Annotated in this window: 15 protein-coding genes and 1 pseudogene; 9 read left to right on the top strand and 7 right to left on the bottom strand. The window is 72.9% G+C overall.

The window, feature by feature from the left end:
* Positions 1–46: 46 nt before the first annotated feature.
* From ACZ4A5_RS15330 to ACZ4A5_RS15315, 4 genes are all read left to right on the top strand, one after another.
* Complete coding sequence (locus tag ACZ4A5_RS15330; RefSeq protein ID WP_467582914.1) at positions 47–1,240, top strand: thiolase family protein; 1,194 nt, start codon at positions 47–49, stop codon at positions 1,238–1,240.
* A gap of 195 nt (positions 1,241–1,435) precedes the next feature.
* Complete coding sequence (gene pcaH, locus ACZ4A5_RS15325) at positions 1,436–2,074, top strand: protocatechuate 3,4-dioxygenase subunit beta (RefSeq protein WP_467582964.1); 639 nt, start codon at positions 1,436–1,438, stop codon at positions 2,072–2,074.
* On the top strand, positions 2,075–2,644 hold the full coding sequence (locus ACZ4A5_RS15320) for a dioxygenase family protein (RefSeq protein WP_467582911.1): 570 nt from the start codon (positions 2,075–2,077) through the stop codon (positions 2,642–2,644).
* Positions 2,645–2,708: 64 nt separating this feature from the next.
* The gene (locus ACZ4A5_RS15315; RefSeq protein WP_467582961.1) at positions 2,709–4,073 is read left to right on the top strand and encodes an FAD-dependent oxidoreductase; all 1,365 of its coding nucleotides are present in this window, start codon (positions 2,709–2,711) and stop codon (positions 4,071–4,073) included.
* A 181-nt stretch (positions 4,074–4,254) separates the two neighbouring features.
* Here the strand turns inward: ACZ4A5_RS15315 and hemE are convergent, their stop codons facing one another.
* Positions 4,255–5,340 carry a uroporphyrinogen decarboxylase gene (gene hemE / locus ACZ4A5_RS15310; RefSeq protein WP_467582908.1) on the bottom strand — a complete coding sequence of 362 codons (1,086 nt, stop codon included), beginning with the start codon at positions 5,338–5,340 and terminating at the stop codon, positions 4,255–4,257.
* Between the two features lie 90 nt (positions 5,341–5,430).
* Here hemE and ACZ4A5_RS15305 point away from each other — a divergent pair, with 90 nt between their 5' ends.
* From ACZ4A5_RS15305 to ACZ4A5_RS15285, 5 genes are all read left to right on the top strand, one after another.
* The gene (locus tag ACZ4A5_RS15305) at positions 5,431–6,108 is read left to right on the top strand and encodes a DUF3000 domain-containing protein (protein WP_398870815.1); all 678 of its coding nucleotides are present in this window, start codon (positions 5,431–5,433) and stop codon (positions 6,106–6,108) included.
* Positions 6,109–6,300: 192 nt separating this feature from the next.
* On the top strand, positions 6,301–6,963 hold the full coding sequence (locus ACZ4A5_RS15300; protein WP_116214433.1) for a response regulator transcription factor: 663 nt from the start codon (positions 6,301–6,303) through the stop codon (positions 6,961–6,963).
* 100 nt (positions 6,964–7,063) lie between these two features.
* Positions 7,064–8,341 (top strand): HRDC domain-containing protein, encoded by a 1,278-nt coding sequence (locus tag ACZ4A5_RS15295; RefSeq protein ID WP_467582905.1) that lies wholly within the window; start codon positions 7,064–7,066, stop codon positions 8,339–8,341.
* A gap of 279 nt (positions 8,342–8,620) precedes the next feature.
* Positions 8,621–9,838: a thiolase family protein gene (locus ACZ4A5_RS15290; protein WP_467582902.1), complete on the top strand. Its 1,218-nt coding sequence runs from the start codon at positions 8,621–8,623 to the stop codon at positions 9,836–9,838.
* A complete protein-coding gene (locus tag ACZ4A5_RS15285) occupies positions 9,835–11,964 on the top strand; it encodes a 3-hydroxyacyl-CoA dehydrogenase NAD-binding domain-containing protein (protein ID WP_467582898.1) in 2,130 nt (709 codons plus the stop codon). The genes ACZ4A5_RS15290 and ACZ4A5_RS15285 overlap by 4 nt, the downstream gene beginning before the upstream one ends.
* A 283-nt stretch (positions 11,965–12,247) precedes the next feature.
* Here the strand turns inward: ACZ4A5_RS15285 and ACZ4A5_RS15280 are convergent.
* The 6 genes and pseudogenes from ACZ4A5_RS15280 to ACZ4A5_RS15255 all read right to left on the bottom strand — a co-directional run.
* Positions 12,248–12,538, bottom strand: a pseudogene (locus ACZ4A5_RS15280) (poly-gamma-glutamate hydrolase family protein); the annotation flags it as partial.
* Positions 12,539–12,549: 11 nt separating this feature from the next.
* Positions 12,550–13,470: a UTP--glucose-1-phosphate uridylyltransferase gene (locus ACZ4A5_RS15275; RefSeq protein ID WP_467582895.1), complete on the bottom strand. Its 921-nt coding sequence runs from the start codon at positions 13,468–13,470 to the stop codon at positions 12,550–12,552.
* Between the two features lie 107 nt (positions 13,471–13,577).
* Positions 13,578–14,921 carry a UDP-glucose dehydrogenase family protein gene (locus ACZ4A5_RS15270; RefSeq protein ID WP_467582892.1) on the bottom strand — a complete coding sequence of 448 codons (1,344 nt, stop codon included), beginning with the start codon at positions 14,919–14,921 and terminating at the stop codon, positions 13,578–13,580.
* Positions 14,922–15,104: 183 nt separating this feature from the next.
* On the bottom strand, positions 15,105–16,976 hold the full coding sequence (locus ACZ4A5_RS15265) for a glycosyltransferase family 39 protein (RefSeq protein WP_467582889.1): 1,872 nt from the start codon (positions 16,974–16,976) through the stop codon (positions 15,105–15,107).
* A complete protein-coding gene (locus ACZ4A5_RS15260; RefSeq protein WP_467582886.1) occupies positions 16,976–17,968 on the bottom strand; it encodes a glycoside hydrolase family 26 protein in 993 nt (330 codons plus the stop codon). The genes ACZ4A5_RS15265 and ACZ4A5_RS15260 overlap by 1 nt, the downstream gene beginning before the upstream one ends.
* Positions 17,965–19,575 carry a glycosyltransferase family 2 protein gene (locus ACZ4A5_RS15255; RefSeq protein WP_467582883.1) on the bottom strand — a complete coding sequence of 537 codons (1,611 nt, stop codon included), beginning with the start codon at positions 19,573–19,575 and terminating at the stop codon, positions 17,965–17,967. The genes ACZ4A5_RS15260 and ACZ4A5_RS15255 overlap by 4 nt, the downstream gene beginning before the upstream one ends.
* Positions 19,576–19,680 lie beyond the last annotated feature (105 nt).

Here is a 19,680-nt window from a genome sequence, read left to right as displayed (position 1 = left end):
CGAAAGTTCACTGGGCGAACGCCCCTGGGAGCGCCGAGGAGCAGGCATGAACGACCGGGTCCGGGATGTGTTCGTCGTGGACGCCGTGCGCACCCCGGTGGGCAAGTACGGCGGCGCGCTGTCGGCCGTGCGCCCCGACGACCTCGCGGCGCACGTCGTCGGGGCCGTGGCCGGCCGGTCGCCCGGCCTGGACCCGGCCCGTATCGACGACGTGGTGCTCGGCAACGCCAACGGCGCCGGTGAGGAGAACCGCGACGTGGCCCGCATGGCGGTGCTGCTGGCCGGGCTGCCGGTCTCGGTGCCCGGCGTGACGGTCAACCGGCTGTGCGCCTCCGGCCTCGAGGCGGTGGTGCACGCGTACCGCGCGATCGCGCTCGGGGACGCGTCGGTGGTGGTCGCGGGCGGCGTCGAGTCGATGAGCCGGGCCCCCTACGTCCTGCCGAAGCCCGAACGGGCCTTTCCCGCGGCCCACCAGGAGATGTTCTCCACGACGCTGGGCTGGCGGATGACCAATCCGGCCATGCCTCGGCGGTGGACGACGCCGCTGGGCGAGGGCGCCGAGCTGATCGCCGACAAGCACGGCATCAGCCGGGAGCGGCAGGACGCCTTCGCGCTCGCCAGCCACCGGAAGGCGGCGCGGGCGTGGAAGGAGGGCGCGTACGACGCCGAGGTCGTGCCGCTGCCGGAGGTCGTGCTGCCGCGCGACGAGACCATCCGGGACAACACCTCCGCCGAGGCCCTCGCCCGCCTCAAGCCGGCGTTCCGCAAGGAGAACGGCACGGTCACCGCGGGCAACTCCTCGCCGCTGAACGACGGCGCGGCCGCGCTGCTGCTGTGCGACGAGGAGGGGCTGCGGGCGACGGGCCGGGAGCCGCTGGCGCGGGTGCGGGCCTCCGCCGTCACCGGCATCGAGCCGGATCTGTACGGCCTCGGTCCGGTCGAGGCGGTGCGGCGCGTCCTGGCCAAGGCCGGCCGCACGTTCGCCGACGTCACGCACTTCGAGCTGAACGAGGCGTACGCGGCACAGGTGCTGGGCTGCTTCGCCGAGTGGCCGGAGCTCGATCCGGAGGTGGTCAACCCGCGCGGCGGGGCGATCGCGATCGGCCATCCTCTGGGGTGCTCGGGGGCCCGGCTGGTGGGGTCGGTCGCGCATCAGCTGGCCGCGGCGGGTACGGGCGTGGGGCTGGCGGCGCTGTGCATCGGGGTGGGGCAGGGGCAGGCGCTGGTCCTCGAACGCTGAGCCGGGCCCTGGCCGGGAATCACGCACCGACGGCCCGCGCCGGGCGGCCGGGGATGACCCGTGGGGGCGCCGGGGTAGGGGTCGCCCATGGCATCGGAACCCCTCCAGGAACAGCTGAGCCGTCGCATATCCGCCCTCCCCGCCGTGGACCGCGCGAACGGCGCGCCCGCGGGCGACTCCGTCCCCTACCGGGGCATGCCGGCACGGCAGCCCGCCCTGCCTCCCGTGCCCGTCGTCGCGCCCGGCGCCGTCGAGCTGACCGGCCCCGTCTTCGGGCGGGCCGATGTCGGCCCGCTGGATCACGACCTGACCCGGCGGCACCGCGGCGAGCCGCTCGGCGAGCGCATCACCCTCTCCGGCCGGGTCCTGGACCGCGACGGCCGTCCGGTGCGCGGCCAGTTGGTGGAGGTGTGGCAGGCGAACGCGGCGGGCCGCTACGCCCACCGCACCGATCAGCACGCCGCGCCCCTCGACCCGAACTTCACCGGCGCGGGCCGCTGCCTCACCGACGACGACGGCCGCTACCACTTCACCACCGTGCGCCCCGGCGCCTATCCCTGGAACCTCCACACCAACGCCTGGCGCCCGCCGCACGTGCACTTCTCCCTCTTCGGCACGGCGTTCACCCAGCGCCTCGTGACGCAGATGTACTTCCCCGGCGACCCGCTGACGCCGCACGACGCGATCTGGCGCGCCGTCGGCGATCCCGCGGCGAGAGCCCGTCTGATCGCCGCCTACGACCCCGCCCTCAACGTGCCCGAGTGGTCGCTCGGCTACCGCTGGGACATCGTCCTGGACGGGCCGGCCGCCACCCCGGCCGAAGGGAGCCGGTGAATGTCGCTCCCCCTCACGCCCTCGCAGACCATCGGCCCCTTCTTCGGCGACGCGCTGCCGGTGCCGGGCGGTGGTGAACTCGCCCCCGCCGGGCACCCGGACACCGTCACCGTGCACGGGTACGTCCACGACGGCGAGGGCGCGCCCGTGCCGAACGCGCTGCTGGAGTTCTGGCAGGCGGCCCCGGACGGCTCGCTCAGGGGCGCGCCCGGCAGCCTGGACCGCGACGGCGTCACCTTCACCGGCTTCGCCCGGGTGCCCACCCGCGCGGACGGCCGTTACGTCCTGCGGACGCTGCGGCCCGGCGGCGCGCCCTTCCTCTCCCTGTGCGTCTTCGCGCCCGGCGTGAGCCGCGCTCTGTTCACCCGGGTCTACCTCACCTTCCCGCCGGACGACGGGCTGCTCCTGGGCCTGCCCGCCGAGCGCCGGGCGACGCTCCTCGCGGCGAGGGATCCGGCGACACGCCGGGGGTACCGCTTCGACGTGCGCCTGAGCGGCGAGCGGGAGACGGTCTTCCTGACGTTCGCGAGCGCCGGCCCCGCGGAAGAAGCGGGCCCGTCCGGCGGTTGAGGGCACATCGGCGCAGCCGCGTCCGGCACGGCGAGAGGGGACAATCGTGGTCGCATCAGAGCGCATGGTGGTCATCGGGGGCGACGCCGCGGGGATGTCCGCCGCCTCCCGGGCCCGGCGGCACCGGGAGGCCGGCTCGCTGGAGATCACCGCCTTCGAGCGCGGTCACTTCACCTCCTACTCCGCCTGCGGCATCCCCTACTGGGCGGGCGGTGAGGTCGACGGCCCGGACGCGCTGATCGCGCGTACGGCCGAGGAGCACCGCGAGCGCGGCATCGACCTGCGGACGCGCACCGAGGTGACCGAGATCGACGTGGCGCGGCAGCGCGTGCGGGCCCGCGACCTGGAGGGCGGCACGGACCGCTGGCACCACTTCGACCACCTCGTCGTGGCGACGGGCGCCCGGCCGGTGCGGCCGCGCCTGGAGGGGATCGACGCCCCCGGGGTGTACGGGGTACAGACCCTGGACGACGGCGGCGCCCTGATCGACGGGCTCACCCGGGCGGAGGGCCGCCGGGCCGTGGTCATCGGCGCGGGGTACATCGGCGTGGAGATGGCGGAGGCGCTCGTGCGCCGCGGCTTCGGGGTGACCGTCGTCGACCGGTCCGCGCAGCCGATGGCCACGCTCGACCCGGACATGGGCGCGCTGGTGCACGAGGCGATGTGCGGGATGGGCATCGAGGTGGTGACGGAGGCCGAGGTCACCGGCATCGTCACCGGCCCGGACGGCCGGGTGGCCGCGGTCGCGACGGCGGCGAAGGAGTACCCGGCGGACGTGGTGGTGCTCGGCCTGGGAGTACGCCCCGAGACGTCGCTGGCCGAGGCGGCCGGGCTGCCGCTCGGGGAGTCCGGCGGGCTGCTGACGGACCTGGCGATGCGGGTGCGGGGCCACGGCAACGTCTGGGCGGGCGGCGACTGTGTGGAGGTGCTCGACCTGGTCTCCGGCCGCACCCGGCACATCGCGCTGGGCACCCACGCGAACAAGCACGGGCAGGTCATCGGCACCAACATCGGCGGCGGCTACGCCACGTTCCCCGGGGTGGTGGGCACGGCCGTCAGCAAGGTGTGCGACCTGGAGATCGCCCGCACGGGCCTGCTGGAGGCCGGGGCGCGGGCGGTGGGCCTGCGCTTCGTGACGGCGACGATCGAGTCGACGAGCCGCGCCGGCTACTACCCGGGGGCCCGGCCCATGCGCGTGAAGATGCTGGCCGAGCGCGGCACGGGGCGGCTGCTCGGCACGCAGATCGTGGGCCGGGAGGGCGCCGCGAAGCGGGTGGACGTGGCGGCGGTGGCCCTGACCGCCCGGATGACGGTGGATCAGATGACGGCGCTGGACCTGGGCTACGCGCCGCCGTTCTCGCCGGTGTGGGACCCGGTGCTGGTCGCGGCGCGCAAGGCGGCCGCCGCGGTCCGGGAGGCGGGGGCGTAGCCCGCCCGGCCGGGGCGGTACGGCCCCGGCCCGTACGGTGCCGCCCAGCGGGCCGGGGGAAGTCCACCGCGGTCCGGCGGCGCGGCCAGAAGCCGGTGTGCGGCTGCGCCGCGCGGGCGCGGCCGGCCGCGACGGCGCCGCGGACGACCGGCGGCGCCTCGCGGAATGTCCGGCGGAGCGGTCAGCGCGCCGTCTGTTCGTGGACGAACTCCACGAGGCGGGTCAGCGCGTCCGGGTCCGTCGTCGGGAGGACGCCGTGGCCCAGGTTGAAGACATGGCCTTCCAGGCCGCGCGCGGCCTGGAGGACCTCGCGGGTCTTCGTCTCGACCGCCTCGCGGCCGGCGAAGAGGACGGCCGGGTCCAGGTTGCCCTGGAGCGCCTTGCCGGGGCCGGCACGGCGGGCGGCCTCGTCCAGCGGGATCCGCCAGTCGACGCCGACGACGTCCGCGCCCGCCTCGCCCATGAGGCCGAGCAGCTCGCCCGTGCCGACACCGAAGTGGATGCGCGGCACGCCGAGGCCGGCGACGGCGTCGAAGACCTTGGTGGAGGCGGGCATGACGGAGCGGCGATAGTCCGCGGGGGCGAGCGCGCCGACCCAGGAGTCGAAGAGCTGCACGGCCGAGGCCCCGGCCGCGATCTGCACCTTCAGGAAGGAGGCGGTGATGTCCGCGAGCCGGTCCAGGAGGTCGGCCCACAGCTCGGGGTCGCCGTACATGAGCGCCTTGGTGTGCTCGTGGTTGCGCGAGGGGCCGCCCTCGACCAGATAGCTGGCCAGGGTGAAGGGCGCCCCGGCGAAGCCGATGAGCGGGGTGGCGCCGAGCTCGGCGGTGAGCATGCCGATGGCCTCGGTGACGTACGGCACGTCAGAGGCGTCGAGCGGGCGGAGCCGGTCCAGGTCGGCGCGGGTGCGGATCGGCTCGGCGACGACGGGGCCGACGCCGGGCTTGATGTCCAGGTCGATCCCGATGGCCTTCAGCGGGACGACGATGTCGCTGAAGAAGATCGCGGCGTCGACGCCGTGCCGCCGGACGGGCTGGAGGGTGATCTCGGTGACGAGGTCGGGCCGCATGCAGGAGTCCAGCATGGGGATGCCCTCGCGGAGCTTGCGGTACTCCGGCAGCGAGCGGCCCGCCTGACGCATGAACCACACCGGTGTGTGCGGCACCGGCTCGCGTCGGCACGCCCTCAGGAACGCCGAGTCGTACGCCGCGGTGCGGCCGGTCTGCTGCTGGCTGGCGGGCTGGCTGGGCTCCCTGCGCTCACTCATGCCCCAAATCTTCGCACGGGCCGAACGAGTGACCCGCCCATGTGGGTGTCCTACCCGGAACGGGGCCACCTTCCGCCTAGTCTTCCGGGCATGGCTGCGGCGCAGGGACACCTCTCGGACGGTCCGGACGACGCGGATGGGGAGGACTCCCCGTCCGTCTTCCGGCAAGCGGTCGCGGGACTGCAAGGAGTGCGCCTGCGGCCCGAGATCGAGCTGGACGCGACACCGCCGCCCCAGCGGCTCGCCCCTTTCTCGTACGCACTGGAGGCCGCGGTCGTCGTCGACGACGAGGAGCTGGCGGACGGCCGGCTGATCCTGCTGCACGACCCGGCGGGCCACGAGGCGTGGGGCGGTACGTTCCGGCTGGTCACGCTGGTGCACGCCGACCTGGAGCCGGAGATGGCGGCGGACCCGCTGCTGCCGGAGGTGTGCTGGTCGTGGCTGACGGGCGCGCTGGAGGCGCGGCGGGTGCCCTACGGGGCGCCGAGCGGGACGGTGACCCGGGCGAGCTCGCACTACTTCGGAGGGCTGCGGGAGCGGGAGCCGTCGACCCGCATCGAGATCCGGGCCTCGTGGTCGCCCGCGGAGCCGCCCGCGGGCCCGGCGGGGCAGGCCGCCGCGGGGGCGGGCGGCGGCGTGCCGGACACGGCGGCGCACCTCGCCGCCTGGTGCGACCTGCTGTGCCAGATCGCGGGGCTGCCGCCGGGCGGGGGCCCGGAGGCCGGGGTGGTGACGCTTCCCCAGCGCCGGGATCCGCAGAGTCGGTGACCGGCGCGTTGACCAGCGCCGTTGATCGACCAACCGTCCGAATTGCCCGAATTGTTACTCATCAATTCGTGATCATTCCCTAAAGCCGGGACGCTTCGCTGCCGAAGAGGCTTGTGACCCTTCCCATACGGATCGCCCCGGCACACCCCCCACGCCGGCACCGTCCCCCCGCCACTCCCCCCTGGAGGCTTGGTGTCCGTTCTCCTCGAGCAACCTGCGAGCCTCGCCTACCGCCCGAACAAACCGACGGCCATGGTCGTCGTCGCCGACCCCCGCGTCCGCTCCACCGTCACCCGCCACCTGTGGGCGCTGGGCGTGCGAGATGTGATCGAGGCGTCGTCCATCGCGGAGGCGCGCCCCCGCGTCGGCAACCCGCGCGACATCTGCGTGGCCGACGTCCACCTTCCCGACGGCTCGGGGCTCACCCTGCTGTCCGAGACCCGCGCCGCGGGCTGGCCCAACGGCCTGGCCCTGTCCGCCGCCGATGACATCGGCGCCGTGCGCAACGCCCTCGCTGGAGGCGTCAAGGGCTATGTCGTCACCGGCACCCGCACCAACCTGGGCCTGCCCGGCCGCCCCGGCGCCGCGCCCATCGGCTCCGCCGCCGCGGCCCGCATGCACCGCCGCCCGCCCGGCGCCCCCGGCCACCCCGGCGGTTACCGCGAGCTCTCCGGCCGGGAGGTCGAGGTGCTGCGGCTGGTCGCGGAGGGTCAGTCCAACAAGGCCATCGGCGTCTCGATGGGCCTGTCCGCGCTCACCGTCAAGAGCCACCTCGCCCGCATCGCGCGCAAGCTCGGCACCGGCGACCGCGCCGGAATGGTCGCCGTCGCGCTGCGCACCGGCATCATCCACTGACCGCTCCCGGCGGGCGCCGCGCGCCCCTGGAATCGGCACCGCGCCCGCCGAGGGGACGTACCGTCGGCGGGCGCTTGCCATACACAGATACCCTTGACCGGTGACCGACGCCCAAGAGACCGCAGAAGACACGACACTGCGAACCACCGGGGGCGCTCCCCCGGACGACGTCGATTCGGCGCCGATCCCCCTGCTGGAACCACGCGAAGGCATCCCGCCGGTCGTCGCTGACAACGATGCCCTGGCCGCCGTCGTCGCGGCGTTCGCAGCGGGCACCGGCCCCGTCGCCGTCGACGCGGAGCGCGCCTCCGGCTACCGCTACGGCCAGCGCGCCTACCTCGTGCAGCTCCGCCGCGAAGGCGCGGGCTCCACCCTGATCGACCCCGTCGGCTGCCCCGACCTGTCCACGCTCGGCGCGGCCATCGGCGACGCCGAGTGGGTGCTGCACGCCGCCACGCAGGACCTGCCGTGTCTGCGCGAGATAGGGATGACACCGTCGCGGCTCTTCGACACGGAGCTGGCGGGACGGCTCGCCGGATTCGCGCGCGTCGGCCTCGGCGCCATGGTCGAGAACGTCCTCGGCTACGCCCTGGAGAAGGGTCACTCCGCCGTCGACTGGTCCACTCGCCCGCTGCCCGACCCCTGGCTTCGCTACGCCGCGCTCGACGTGGAACTGCTCGTCGACCTGCGCGACGCCCTGGAGACCGAGCTGAACCGGCAGGGCAAGCTGGAGTGGGCCCGCGAGGAGTTCGCGGCCATCGCCGCCGCCCCGCCCGCGCCGCCGCGCAAGGACCCGTGGCGCCGCACCTCCGGCATGCACAAGGTCCGGCGGCGCCGGCAGATGGCCGTGGTCCGCGAGCTGTGGACCGCGCGCGACCTGATCGCGCAGCGGCGCGACGTCTCGCCGGGGAAGGTGCTCGGCGACGCCGCGATCATCGAGGCCGCCCTGAACCTGCCGCCGAACGCGCACGCTCTGGCGGCGCTCCCCGGCTTCGGGCACCGCATGAGCCGCAAGCAGCTCGAAGGCTGGCAGGCCGCGGTCGACCGCGCCCGCGCGATCCCCGACGCCGAGCTGCCGCAGCCCGGTCAGCCGCTGACCGGCCCGCCGCCGCCCCGCGCCTGGGCGGACAAGGACCCCGCCGCCGCGGCCCGCCTCTCGGCCGCTCGCACGGCGGTCACCGCGCTGGCGGAGGAGCTGAACATGCCGCAGGAGAACCTGATCGCCCCGGACACCGTGCGCCGCCTGTGCTGGGAGCCGCCGTCGGAGCCGACCGCGGAGAAGGTCACGGAGATCCTCGCGGCGCACGGCGCGCGCAACTGGCAGATCGAGCAGGTGACGCCGCCGCTGGTGGCGGCACTGAGGAACGCGACGGGCTGAGGATTTCTCCCTCCTTCGTGACGGGCTGGATGCCGGGCCACGGTCCGTGCGATCCAGCCCGTCCGGCGTTTGAGGACGCTCCCGGAGGGAGCTCCCGCCGCAGGCGGCGACGCCAGGGCAGCCGGGAAACGGAGCGCTCCCCAATGTGACGTTCGCCGCCCCGCAGGGGGGCTGGGCAGCATGGTTACCCGCAAGTAGCATGACGGCATGAGTCCGCGTCGCGGCGGAGCCGTACCGGCATGCCCGCGCGCAGCGATCCGCACCTGGAGGAGAGCCAACGTGCCTCGTACCGCTAGGGACGTCGTTTTCGTCGACGGCGTCCGCACCCCGTTCGGCAAGGCGGGCCCGAAGGGCATCTACCACGAGACCCGCGCGGACGACCTCGTCGTCAAGTGCATCCGTGAGCTGCTGCGCCGCAACCCGGCCCTGGATCCCGCCAAGATCGACGAGGTCGCGGTCGCCGCGACGACGCAGATCGGCGACCAGGGTCTGACCCTGGGCCGCACGGCCGGCATCCTCGCGGGGCTGCCGCAGTCCGTGCCGGGCCTGTCCATCGACCGCATGTGCGCCGGCGCGATGACGGCCGTGACGACCGTCGCCGGTGGCGTCGCGTTCGGCGCGTACGACATCGCGGTCGCGGGCGGCGTCGAGCACATGGGCCGCCACCCGATGGGCGAGGGCGTGGACCCCAACCCGCGCTTCGTGTCGGAGAAGCTGGTCGACGAGTCGGCCCTCTTCATGGGCATGACCGCGGAGAACCTGCACGACCGGTTCCCGCAGCTCACCAAGGAGCGCTCGGACGCCTACGCGGTCCGCAGCCAGGAGAAGGCCGCCAAGGCGTACGCCGACGGCAAGATCCAGCCCGACCTGGTGCCCATCTCCATCCGCCGCACCTCCCCCGAGGGCGGCGAGCTCGGCTGGGGCCTGGCCACGGCCGACGAGCCGATGCGCCCGGGCACCACGATGGAGGGCATCGCCAATCTCAAGACGCCCTTCCGCCCGCACGGCCGGGTGACCGCCGCCAACTCCTCCGGCCTCAACGACGGCGCGACCGCCTCGCTGATCGCCGCCGAGGACGTGGCGCGCGAGCTGGGCCTGCCGGTCCGGATGCGCCTGGTGTCGTACGCCTTCGTCGGCGTCGAGCCCGAGGTGATGGGCTACGGCCCGATCCCGGCGACCGAGAAGGCGCTGGCCAAGGCGGGCCTGTCGATCGACGACATCGGCCTGTTCGAGATGAACGAGGCGTACGCGGTGCAGGTGCTCGCGTTCCTCGACCACTACGGCATCGCGGACGACGACCCGCGGGTCAACCAGTACGGCGGCGCGATCGCCTTCGGCCACCCCCTCGCCTCCTCCGGCGTGCGTCTGATGACGCAGCTGGCCCGGCAGTTCGAGGAGCAGCCGCACGTCCGCTACGGCATCACCTCGATGTGTGTCGGCTTCGGCATGGGCGGAACGGTCATCTGGGAGAACCCGCACTTCGAGGGGGACAAGTGAGCACCACCGCTGAGCTGTTGAAGGGTGCGGCCGAGCTGTTCCCCGACGAGGTCGTGACGCAGGCGCACGTGCGCCACCTCGACCTCCCCCTGGGCGCGGGCAGCTTCGCGCTCATCACGCTGGACAACGGCCTGGACCACACCAAGCCGACCACCTTCGGCCCGCAGTCGCTGGCCAACCTGGACGCCGCCCTCGACCAGGTCGAGGCGGAGGCCAGGGACGGGAAGATCGTCGGCGTCGGCGTCACCGGCAAGCCGTTCATCTTCGCCGTGGGCGCGGACCTCAAGGGCGTGGAGCTGCTCAAGCGCCACGAGGACGCGGTGGCCATCGGCAAGGGCGGCCACGACGTCTTCAAGCGCCTCTCCGCGCTGGCGGTCCCGACGTTCGCGTACTACAACGGCGCGGCGATGGGCGGTGGCGTCGAGGTCGGTCTGCACTGCTCCTACCGCACGGTGTCCAAGGCGATCCCCGCCTTCTCGCTGCCCGAGGTCTTCCTCGGTCTGGTCCCGGGCTGGGGCGGCTGCGCGCTGCTGCCGAACCTCATCGGCGCGGACCGCGCGATCTCGGTCGTCATCGAGAACTCGCTCAGCCAGAACCGGCAGCTGAAGGGCAAGCAGGTCTTCGAGCTCGGCATCGCCGACGCGATCTTCGAGGGCGCCGACTTCCTGGAGCAGTCGCTGCTGTGGACCGCGTCCGTCCTCAAGGGCGAGACCGAGGTCGTGCGGCAGGAGATCGACCGCGGCGAGGCGTGGGACCAGGCCGTCGAGCGCGGGCGGGCGATCGCCGACTCCAAGGTGCACGGCGCGGCCCCGGCCGCCTACCGCGCGCTGGACATCATCGCCGCGGCCAAGAACGGCGACCTGCGCCAGGGCTTCGAGGCCGAGACGCAGGCCCTCGCGGACCTGATCATGGGCAGCGAGCTGCGCAGCGGCATCTACGCCTTCAACCTGGTGCAGAAGCGCGCCAAGCGCCCGGCCGGCGCGCCGGACAAGTCGCTGGCCCGCCCGGTCACCAAGGTGGGCGTCGTCGGCGCCGGCCTGATGGCCTCTCAGCTCGCGCTGCTCTTCGCGCGCCGCCTGGAGGTGCCGGTCGTGCTGACCGACATCGACCAGGAGCGGATCGACAAGGGCGTGGGCTATGTCCACGGCGAGATCGACAAGCTGCTCGCCAAGGGCCGGATCAACCGGGACAAGGCGAACCGCCTGAAGGCCGCGGTCACGGGCTCCCTCGACAAGGCCGCGGCGTTCGGCGACGCGGACTTCGTCATCGAGGCCGTCTTCGAGGAGATGGGCGTCAAGCAGCAGGTGTTCGCCGAGGTCGAGGCGGTCGTCCCGGCCCACACGATCCTGGCGACCAACACCTCCTCGCTGTCGGTCAGCGAGATGGCGTCGGAGCTGAAGCACCCCGAGCGGGTCGTCGGCTTCCACTTCTTCAACCCCGTCGCGATCCTGCCGCTGCTGGAGATCGTGCGCGGCGAGCGGACCGACGACGCGGCGCTGGCCACGGCCTTCGGTGTGGCGAAGAAGCTGAAGAAGACCGCGGTGCTGGTGAAGGACGCCCCGGCGTTCGTCGTCAACCGCATCCTCACCCGCTTCATGGGCGAGATCCAGAACGTCATCGACGAGGGCACCCCGGTCGAGACCGCCGAGAAGGCCGTCGAGCCGCTGGGCCTGCCGATGTCGCCGCTGGTGCTCCTGGAGCTGGTCGGTCCGGCGATCGGTCTGCACGTCTCCGAGACGCTGGCCGGTGCCTTCCCCGACCGCTTCAAGGTGTCGCCGAACCTGGCCGCCGTGGTCAAGGCCGGCAAGCGCGGCTTCTACGTCTACGACTCCGGCAAGCCGGAGCTGGACCCCGAGGTGGCCTCCCTCCTGGTGCAGGGCGACTCCGTCCTCACCGAGGAGCAGGTGCGCGAGCGGGTCCTGGACGCCGTCGCGCAGGAGATCGGCATCATGCTGGACGAGGGCGTCGTCGCCGAGGCGCAGGACATCGACCTGTGCCTGATCACGGGCGCGGGCTGGCCGTTCCACCTGGGCGGCATCACGCCGTACCTGGACCGCGCGGGCGTCTCCGAGCGCGCCGTCGGCAAGCGGTTCCTCGCCGAGGGGATCGCCAGCGTTCCGGCGTGACCCAGCGGGTGTGCGAAGGGGGGGGGGGGGGGGGGGGGGGGGGGGGGGGGGGGGGGGGGGGGGGGGGGGGGGGGGGGGGGGGGGGGGGGGGGGGGGGGAGGGTACTCCAACCCCCTCCCCCACCCCCTCCCCCCCCCCCCTCCCCCCCCCCCCCCCCCCCCCCCCCCCCCCCCCCCCCCCCCCCCCCCCCCCCCCCCCCCCCCCCTTCCGCGTCGCCTGTCGGCTACGGCACGGCCCGGCCGGACGCCACCGAGGGAGTCATGGCCGAAGGCGTCGAGTGGGCCGAGGTGACGTGGAGATCACCGTGGTCCGCCGGGCGCAGCCCCTCGAACATCCAGTAGTCGTGGAGCGGGCCCTCGGCCGGGGCGGGAGTGAGACCGGCGGGGTGGTATCCGGCGATGTCCAGGCACAGTTCGGAAGTGCCGGCCTCGATCCCGCCACCGTGCGAGGGGTACCCGTCGGACGCCCCGGCGGACGTCTTCGCGCTCGCTCCGGCGGCGGTGCCGGATCCGGGCAGGACCGGGGAGGCCACGGCGGTGGAGGCCAGGAAGGCCCGCCTGCCGAGGCGGGACATGACGGCGTCCTTCACCGACACGCCTCGGCCGACAGCTCCGTGGCGGCGAATTCGCGCAGCCACGTACGGAACTCCGGTCCGAGGTCGTCGCGTTCGCAGGCGAGCCGGACCGTGGCGCGCAGGTACTCACCGCGGTCCCCGGTGTCGTAGCGGCGGCCGCGGAAGACGACTCCGTGCACCGGGCCGCCCGCTCCCGTGGTGGCCAGCGTGTGCAGCGCGTCGGTGAGCTGGATCTCTCCGCCCCGGCCCGGGGCGGTGCGCCGCAGGACGTCGAAGACGGCGGGGTCGAGCACATAGCGGCCGATGACCGCGTAGTTGCTGGGGGCCGTGCCGGGCGCGGGCTTCTCCACCAGCCCCGTGATCCTCAGGGCCTCGCCGTCGCCCGCCGACGGCTCCACCACCGCGCAGCCGTAGAGGTGGATACGGTCCGCGGGCACCTCGGTGAGGGCGATCACGCTGCCGCCCAGTCGCTCCCGCACGGCGATCATGTGCGACAGGAGCGGGTCGCGGGGGTCGATGAGGTCGTCACCGAGCAGGACCGCGAAGGGGCTCCGCCCGACATGGGCCTCGGCGGCCAGCACCGCGTGTCCCAGGCCCAGCGGGTCGCCCTGGCGGGCGTAGTGCAGGGTGGCCAGGGTGCTGGACTCCCGTACGAGCGAGAGGCGTTCGCGGTCGCCCTTGGCCTCCAGCACGGTCTCCAGCTCGTGGGCCCGGTCGAAGTGGTCCTCCAGAGCGCGCTTGTTGCGCCCGGTGATCATGAGGACGTCCGTGAGCCCCGCCGTCGCCGCTTCCTCCACGACGTACTGGATGGCCGGCTTGTCGACGACGGGCAGCATCTCCTTGGGCGTGGCCTTGGTGGCCGGCAGGAAACGCGTGCCCATGCCCGCGGCGGGGATGACGGCCTTGACCACGGGGGTGGTGGGTGTCTGCATGACGGGGCGTGGCCGAGGCCACTCCTTCCTCGTGTGGGTTTCGCGCGGTGTCGGCGCTGCGGGTGCCGGGGGGTGTCCGGCGGACGGCCGCGGGTTCGCGGCACCGGTCACGGGGTGGCCTCGAACGTGCTGGAGGCGCGGCCCAGGGCGTGGAAGTCCCAGCCGGCGGCGGTCCAGGCGGCGGCGTCCAGGGCACCGCGGCCGTCCACGATCCGCGGGTGGCGTGCCAGCGGCGCCAGCGCCGCGGGGTCCAGTTCCCGGAATTCCCGCCACTCGGTCAGGTGCAGGACGACATCCGCTCCGCGCACGGCGTCCTCGGCCGACAGCGCGTAGCCCAGCGGCGGGTGGGCCTTGCGGGCGTTGTCCATGGCCTTCGGGTCGTACACGCTCACGTCCGCGCCGGCGAGCTGGAGACGGGCTGCGACGTCCAGGGCCGGGGAGTCACGGATGTCGTCGGACTCCGGCTTGAACGCGGCGCCGAGCACCGCGACGCGCCTGCCGGGGAGCGGGCCGCCGCACAGCTCGCGGGCCAGCTCGACGACGCGGTCGCGCCGACGCAGGTTGATCGCGTCGACCTCGCGGAGGAAGGCCAGCGAACGGCCGGTGCCCAGCTCCTCGGCGCGCGCCATGAAGGCGCGGATGTCCTTGGGCAGGCAGCCGCCGCCGAAGCCGACCCCGGCGCGGAGGAAGCGGGCGCCGATGCGCTCGTCGTGACCGATGGCCCTCGCCAGCACGGACACGTCCGCGTCCGCCGCCTCGCACAGCTCCGCCATGGCGTTGATGAAGGAGATCTTGGTGGCGAGGAAGGCGTTGGCGGCGGTCTTGACCAGCTCGGCCGTGGGGAAGTCGGTGGTGACCACGGGGGTCCCGGCGGCGATGACCGGCGCGTAGACCTCGCGCAGCAGCGCCTCGGCGGTGGCGGAACGCACCCCGAGGACCAGCCGGTCGGGACGGAGCGTGTCCCGCACGGCGAATCCCTCGCGCAGGAACTCGGGATTCCACGCCAGCTCCGCGCGGGAGCCGGCCGGAGCGAGCTCCGCGAGCCGCCGGGCCAGCCGGGCCGCGGTGCCCACCGGCACGGTGGACTTCCCGGCCACCAGCGCGGGCCGGGTCAGGTGCGGACCGAGGGCCTCGATCACCGCGTCCACATAGGTGAGGTCGGCGGCGTCGGAGCCCTCGCGCTGCGGGGTGCCGACACACAGGAAGTGCACCTGCCCGAACTCCGCCGCCTCCTCGTAGGAGGTGGTGAAGCGCAGCCGGCCCGACGCCGTGTGTTTCGCCAGCAGCTCTGCCAGCTCCGGCTCGTAGAAGGGGACCCGTCCCGCGCGCAGCGCGCCGATCTTCTCCGGATCGACGTCGACCCCGAGCACCTCGTGCCCGAGCTCCGCCATGCAGACTGCGTGGGTGGCACCGAGATAGCCGGTGCCGATGACAGTGAGCCGCAAAGACACGGCTTCTCCTTGTGACGTTTTCCTGGGAGCGGACAGCCCCGGGGACATGGACGGATCGCCAAGCGGGTCGGATGAAGTCCACTGCGGTTCGCCAGCGCCCTGAAGGGCGCGGGGAACCGCGCGACCAGCCACGACGGTGCCGCAGACGGCTGACGGCGCGTCTCGGTACTTCCGGCGGAGCGCTCAGCGCTTGACCCACACGCGGTAGGCCCCGGTGCCGGAGGAGTTCTCGAAGGGGACGGTGGCCAGCAGCCGGTAGCGCGGGTTCGCCTTGAGGTTGTCGGCGATGACGGCGTCGGTGCCGCCGGCGGAGAGCCCGTCGAGCACGACGAGGTCGAACCACCCGTCGCCGAGCGCCTTCTCATAGCCGTCCTCGCCGGTGTGCGTGACGCCGCGGGAGTCCTGGTAGCTGATGTTGTCGGTCGGGGTCCACTGCCGCTGGCCGGTCTGGCCGCGGAGGTAGTAGACGGCCACTTCGTGCGTGTCGCCGAGGTAGCGGCCCTTGTCGTTCACGTACGGGCGGAGCACGTCGACCAGCTGCGTGGAGTTCGGCCAGACACCGAAGCGCCAGGTCGACTGGGCCAGCCCCACGCAGAGCATCACGACCCAGAGCAGGATGCCCAGCTGGGGGTAGCGGAAGTGCGCGCCGACCAGGCGGCTCACGCCGATTCCCGCCATGGGGGCCGCGAAGAGCAGCCCGAACCCGATGTGCTTGAACAGCGACACCCCTGTGCCCAGATACATCTGGTAGGCGGGCGCCAGCAGGGCCGTGCCGCAGAGCACGAGGCCGATCACGAGCCGCCGGCGGCGGCCGGGCCCGCTCATGCTCAAGGACCGGGGGGACTCGTTCATGCGGCCGCGGCGCGCGTAGGAGAACGCCCCGACGCACGCTGTCGCGAACAGCAGCCCGCCCCAGCCGGCCGACCTCTTCAGGAGGTCGAAGGCGCTCTCCGTGCCGTGTTCACGGCCGGTCGTGGTCTTCTGGATGCCCGCGAGCGCGTCGGAGGCGAGCAGGGCGATGCCGAGCAGCGCCGCGATGCCGGCGGCCAGGGCCAGGCCCCGCCACAGGGACCGCTTGCCCCGGTGCGGCCAGGCGGTGAGCACGGCGAGCACGACGATCGTCGGAAGGTAGAGGGCGGCGGCGTATTTCACTCCGACGGCCAGGGCGGCGACCGGGGCCGCGAGCAGCACGGCGGCGACGGGCGCCCGGTCGGTGCGCACGACGATCCAGGTGGCGAGCGTGAGCAGGAAGAGCGCCGCGGCGTCGTACGTCGCGAAGTTGCCCAGCACGATCGTGGACTGGGTGACGGCGAACAGCGCCGCCGCCGCCAGTGCCACCCGTTCGTTGAACATCCGCCGGGTGAAGGAGTAGAGCAGCGCCGTGGTGCCCAGCATGCAGGCGAGGCTGAGGGCGCGCGCCCCGGCCAGCCCGAACGCGGAGTCGGCGAGGGCGGCCAGCACGGGGTACAGCGACGACGAGCCGGAGAAGTAGGCGTTGTAGTCGGCCGGCGGCTCGGCACCGTGGAGCAGGTGGTCGAGCTCCATGTGACCGGCGTAGAGGTAGAGCGCCTCGTCCTGGAAGGCGGTGTTGCTCAGCCGCAGGGAGAGCACCGCCTGGATGGCCAGGACGCACAAGAGCACGGCCCGGCTGACCCATCCCCGGCGCCTGCTCTGGGCCATGTCCCAGCCCGCGTCGGGAGTCTCCGGAATGCGGTACGCCGGCTCGGGGTCCGCAGGGGGCCGCTCGTGCTCGGCGGGCGGGGCGTCCTGCTGCCACTGGGGCACCTGCGCCGCCTGCTGCTCCTGGTGCGGGGCGGGGTGCTGCGCGTACGGCGCGGCGGCCGCTGCCTGGGCCGCGGGCCAGGGCTCGGCGTACGGCGCCGCCGGGTACGGGTCGGTGGTGTACGGGTCGTACGTCTGCTGCTCGGGCCCGGTGACCTGCCCGCCGGCCCAGCCCATGTCGTAGTACGGGTCGCTGTCGTCAGCCGTACGGCCGTCCCGCTGCCGCGGCACGCGGTACCCGCGTCCCCTGGGGTCGTCGATCGAAGGTTCCATCACGGCTTCCGCACGTCGAAGCCGAAGGAGTCATCGGCTGCCAGTCGTTTGAACTCGGCCAGCGCCAGCGGGCTGACCTCCAGCCGCCAGTCGGCGCGCTTGTTGTGGTCGAACCAGACGAAGCCGATGATGTCGTCCCGGTCGGTGACGCCCTTGAAGAGGTTCCGCACGTCGGCCCGGCGGCGGGCGCCCGGCTCGGCCGCGGTTTCGAGGATGAGCAGGGGCTTGTCGCTGAAGGTGCGGACCTTCTTGATGGTCGGGCCGAAGACGTAGTCGAAGGCGTTGTCCTCGTACTGGGTGAAGTAGCCGACCAGGCCCACCCAGTCGACGTAGGCGTCACCGGGGTAGTACTTCTCGATGTCGACGCTCTTGACCGAGTTGACGATGTTCGGCGACCAGGCCCAGATGACGTTGGTGGCGCCGGCCTCGTCGAAGACCTCGCGGAGGTGCTTCCAGGCCCGGACGTAGTCGGCGGGCTTGACGTGCTTGGTGCCCCACGTCTCCCAGTGGCCGTTCATCTCGTCCGCGAAGCTGACGGCGACGGGCAGGCCGAGCTTCCGCACCTCCCCGGCGTACTTCTTGAGGTAGGCGTCGGTCCTGCCGTCGGCGATGTCGGCGATGGTGGTGCCGGCGGGCTCCCAGGACACCACGGTCAGGGCGCCGGCGTCCCAGGCGTTGCGCACGCCCGCGGCGTTGAAGTCGTCGCCCCAGGCCGCGTAGTACTCCAGCAGGTTCGGCCGCTTGCCCACCATCCCGGTGTACTTCTCCACCGGGGCCATGGAGGTAGGCGCCTTCTCCACCGCGGCGCCGAAGTACTTCTTGCGGGGCTGGATCAGGGGGCGGAGGTCATGGGGCTTGACGAACTCCTCGGTCGCCTTGGCCGCGGGCCGCGCCTCCGCGGTGGACTGTGCCGGGGAGCAGGCGGCCAGGGGGGCCACCACGGCGGCGGCCAGGGCGACGGCCGCCGCGGTACGGGCTATGTGCGAGGTCATGCGGCACTCTCCGCTCGGGGCTGGACCAGGACCCGGCCGACGACCAGGGCGTAGAACAGGCCGGAAGAAAGGATCAGGGCGAAGTCGGGGGCGTACATGGTGAACATGCGCCAGACGGCGGCGCCCACCCAGAGCAGCGCGGTGCCGCCGCTCCACACCCACATCCCGATCCAGAAGCGCCGGGTCTTGTTCTTCTTCGCGCCGGAGGAGCCGGTCGGCTGCCACCCCATGCGGTTCTTGCGGAGGATGTCCCAGATGGCGAAGACGTGTGCCCAGCCGTACATCATGCGGGCCGACCACGCCTCCAGCCGGTAGGGCGCCTTGTGCCAGAGGGGGAAGATGATCGTGGTGTACACGATGCTGGGCAGGACGAGCAGCAGGTGCTCGACCTTCAGCTTCTCCGGCATGGCCAGCAGCAGCACGAGCGGGATGACCGGGGCCGCGAAGGTGAACAGCGCCGTGTGGATGTAGTAGAAGAACCCGGAGAGATAGCAGAGCCGGCTGGAGAGCCGGATCTTCGCCTGCCAGAACTTCCGGCTGGACATCAGGCTCATCGACCCGGAGCACCAGCGGTACTGCTGGTTGAAGAACGCTCCGGCGGTGTCCGGGCACACCCCGGTCGACACGGCGACCGGCACATAGCGAAGGTCCCAGCCCAGGCCCCGGAGATCGAAGCCGGTGTGCACGTCCTCGGAGTGCTCGATCAGCGTGGTGCCGCCGTTGGTGTCGAGCGCCGCCCGCCGGTAGACCGCGCAGCTGCCCACGCAGATGGCGCCGTCGCTGCCCTGTCGCGAGACCTGGACCGACCGGTAGAACAGCTCCTGGACGGCTCCCGCGCCGCGCTCGATCCAGTTCTGCGAATCGAGCACCCGGAAGTACTGCGGCGACTGGACGATTCCGATCCGGTCGTCGTCCTCCATGTACGGGAGCAATTCCTCCAGGAGGTCCGAGCGCGGCGCGAAGTCGGCGTCGAGGATGAGGATGTACTTTCCGTCGGACTGCCCGTAGCCGAAATGCATGTTGCCGGCCTTCTTGAACCAGCCGCGGTTCGGCCGGGTGCCGTAGCGGAAGCCGAAGTCGGCGGCCATGGCGGCCAGTTCGGGATTGGCGGCGTCATCCATGACGAACGGCACACAGACGCCCGGATAGCGGTCGGCCAGGGCGCGCACATGCGTCCAGGTGTTGTGGAGCACCTCGATGGGCTCGCCGCACACGGGGAGAAAGACGTCGACCGACGGATATTCGGCGGGCTTCCAGTTCCGGACCAGGCGCTTATGGTGCTTGATGTCGAAATCACGGGTGACAGCGTTCACCCGGAGCGAGATCAAGTAGTAGACGACGGTAAAGACCAGCAGCGGCACATAGACCCACAGCAAGGGAGTCGACGCCGCGAGCTTGAACTGGCTCAGCACAAGACAGACGAAGCTGATCAGCGAGCTCAGAGTCAGCACCCACAGGTGGCGCTTCACGTACGCGTACTTCTCGCGGTCCGTGGGCGGCTGCGGCAGCAACCCGCCGTGCGCGGCCCCTCCGTGCGCGGCGCGCCGCCGGCCCCCACCGGAACGCGCCCGATGCCCGCCCGTGCGGGCAGGCCGAACTGAACTCATCTGAACCCCTCCGGGCCGACCGGCCCGCCTCGTCCCCACCCCGACACCAAAAGGTCCACTGGTCTGAACCAATGGACGATGAAAGTATATAACCCGTAAAGGGAT

Source organism: Streptomyces sp. NPDC025618 (assembly GCF_055558795.1).
The sequence above is the reverse complement of the archived record's forward strand: the minus strand, read 5'-3'. Positions and strand labels throughout refer to the sequence as shown.

Bases quoted from the DNA above. Each gene is read 5' to 3' on its own strand.
- ACZ4A5_RS15315 (WP_467582961.1), top strand. From the start codon at position 2,709: ATGGTGGTCATCGGGGGCGACGCCGCGGGGATGTCCGCCGCCTCCCGG.
- hemE (WP_467582908.1), bottom strand. From the start codon at position 5,340: ATGAGTGAGCGCAGGGAGCCCAGCCAGCCCGCCAGCCAGCAGCAGACC.
- ACZ4A5_RS15330 (WP_467582914.1), top strand. From the start codon at position 47: ATGAACGACCGGGTCCGGGATGTGTTCGTCGTGGACGCCGTGCGCACC.
- ACZ4A5_RS15255 (WP_467582883.1), bottom strand. From the start codon at position 19,575: ATGAGTTCAGTTCGGCCTGCCCGCACGGGCGGGCATCGGGCGCGTTCC.
- ACZ4A5_RS15265 (WP_467582889.1), bottom strand. From the start codon at position 16,976: ATGGAACCTTCGATCGACGACCCCAGGGGACGCGGGTACCGCGTGCCG.
- ACZ4A5_RS15305 (WP_398870815.1), top strand. From the start codon at position 5,431: ATGGCTGCGGCGCAGGGACACCTCTCGGACGGTCCGGACGACGCGGAT.
- ACZ4A5_RS15320 (WP_467582911.1), top strand. From the start codon at position 2,075: ATGTCGCTCCCCCTCACGCCCTCGCAGACCATCGGCCCCTTCTTCGGC.
- ACZ4A5_RS15260 (WP_467582886.1), bottom strand. From the start codon at position 17,968: ATGACCTCGCACATAGCCCGTACCGCGGCGGCCGTCGCCCTGGCCGCC.
- ACZ4A5_RS15275 (WP_467582895.1), bottom strand. From the start codon at position 13,470: ATGCAGACACCCACCACCCCCGTGGTCAAGGCCGTCATCCCCGCCGCG.
- pcaH (WP_467582964.1), top strand. From the start codon at position 1,436: ATGCCGGCACGGCAGCCCGCCCTGCCTCCCGTGCCCGTCGTCGCGCCC.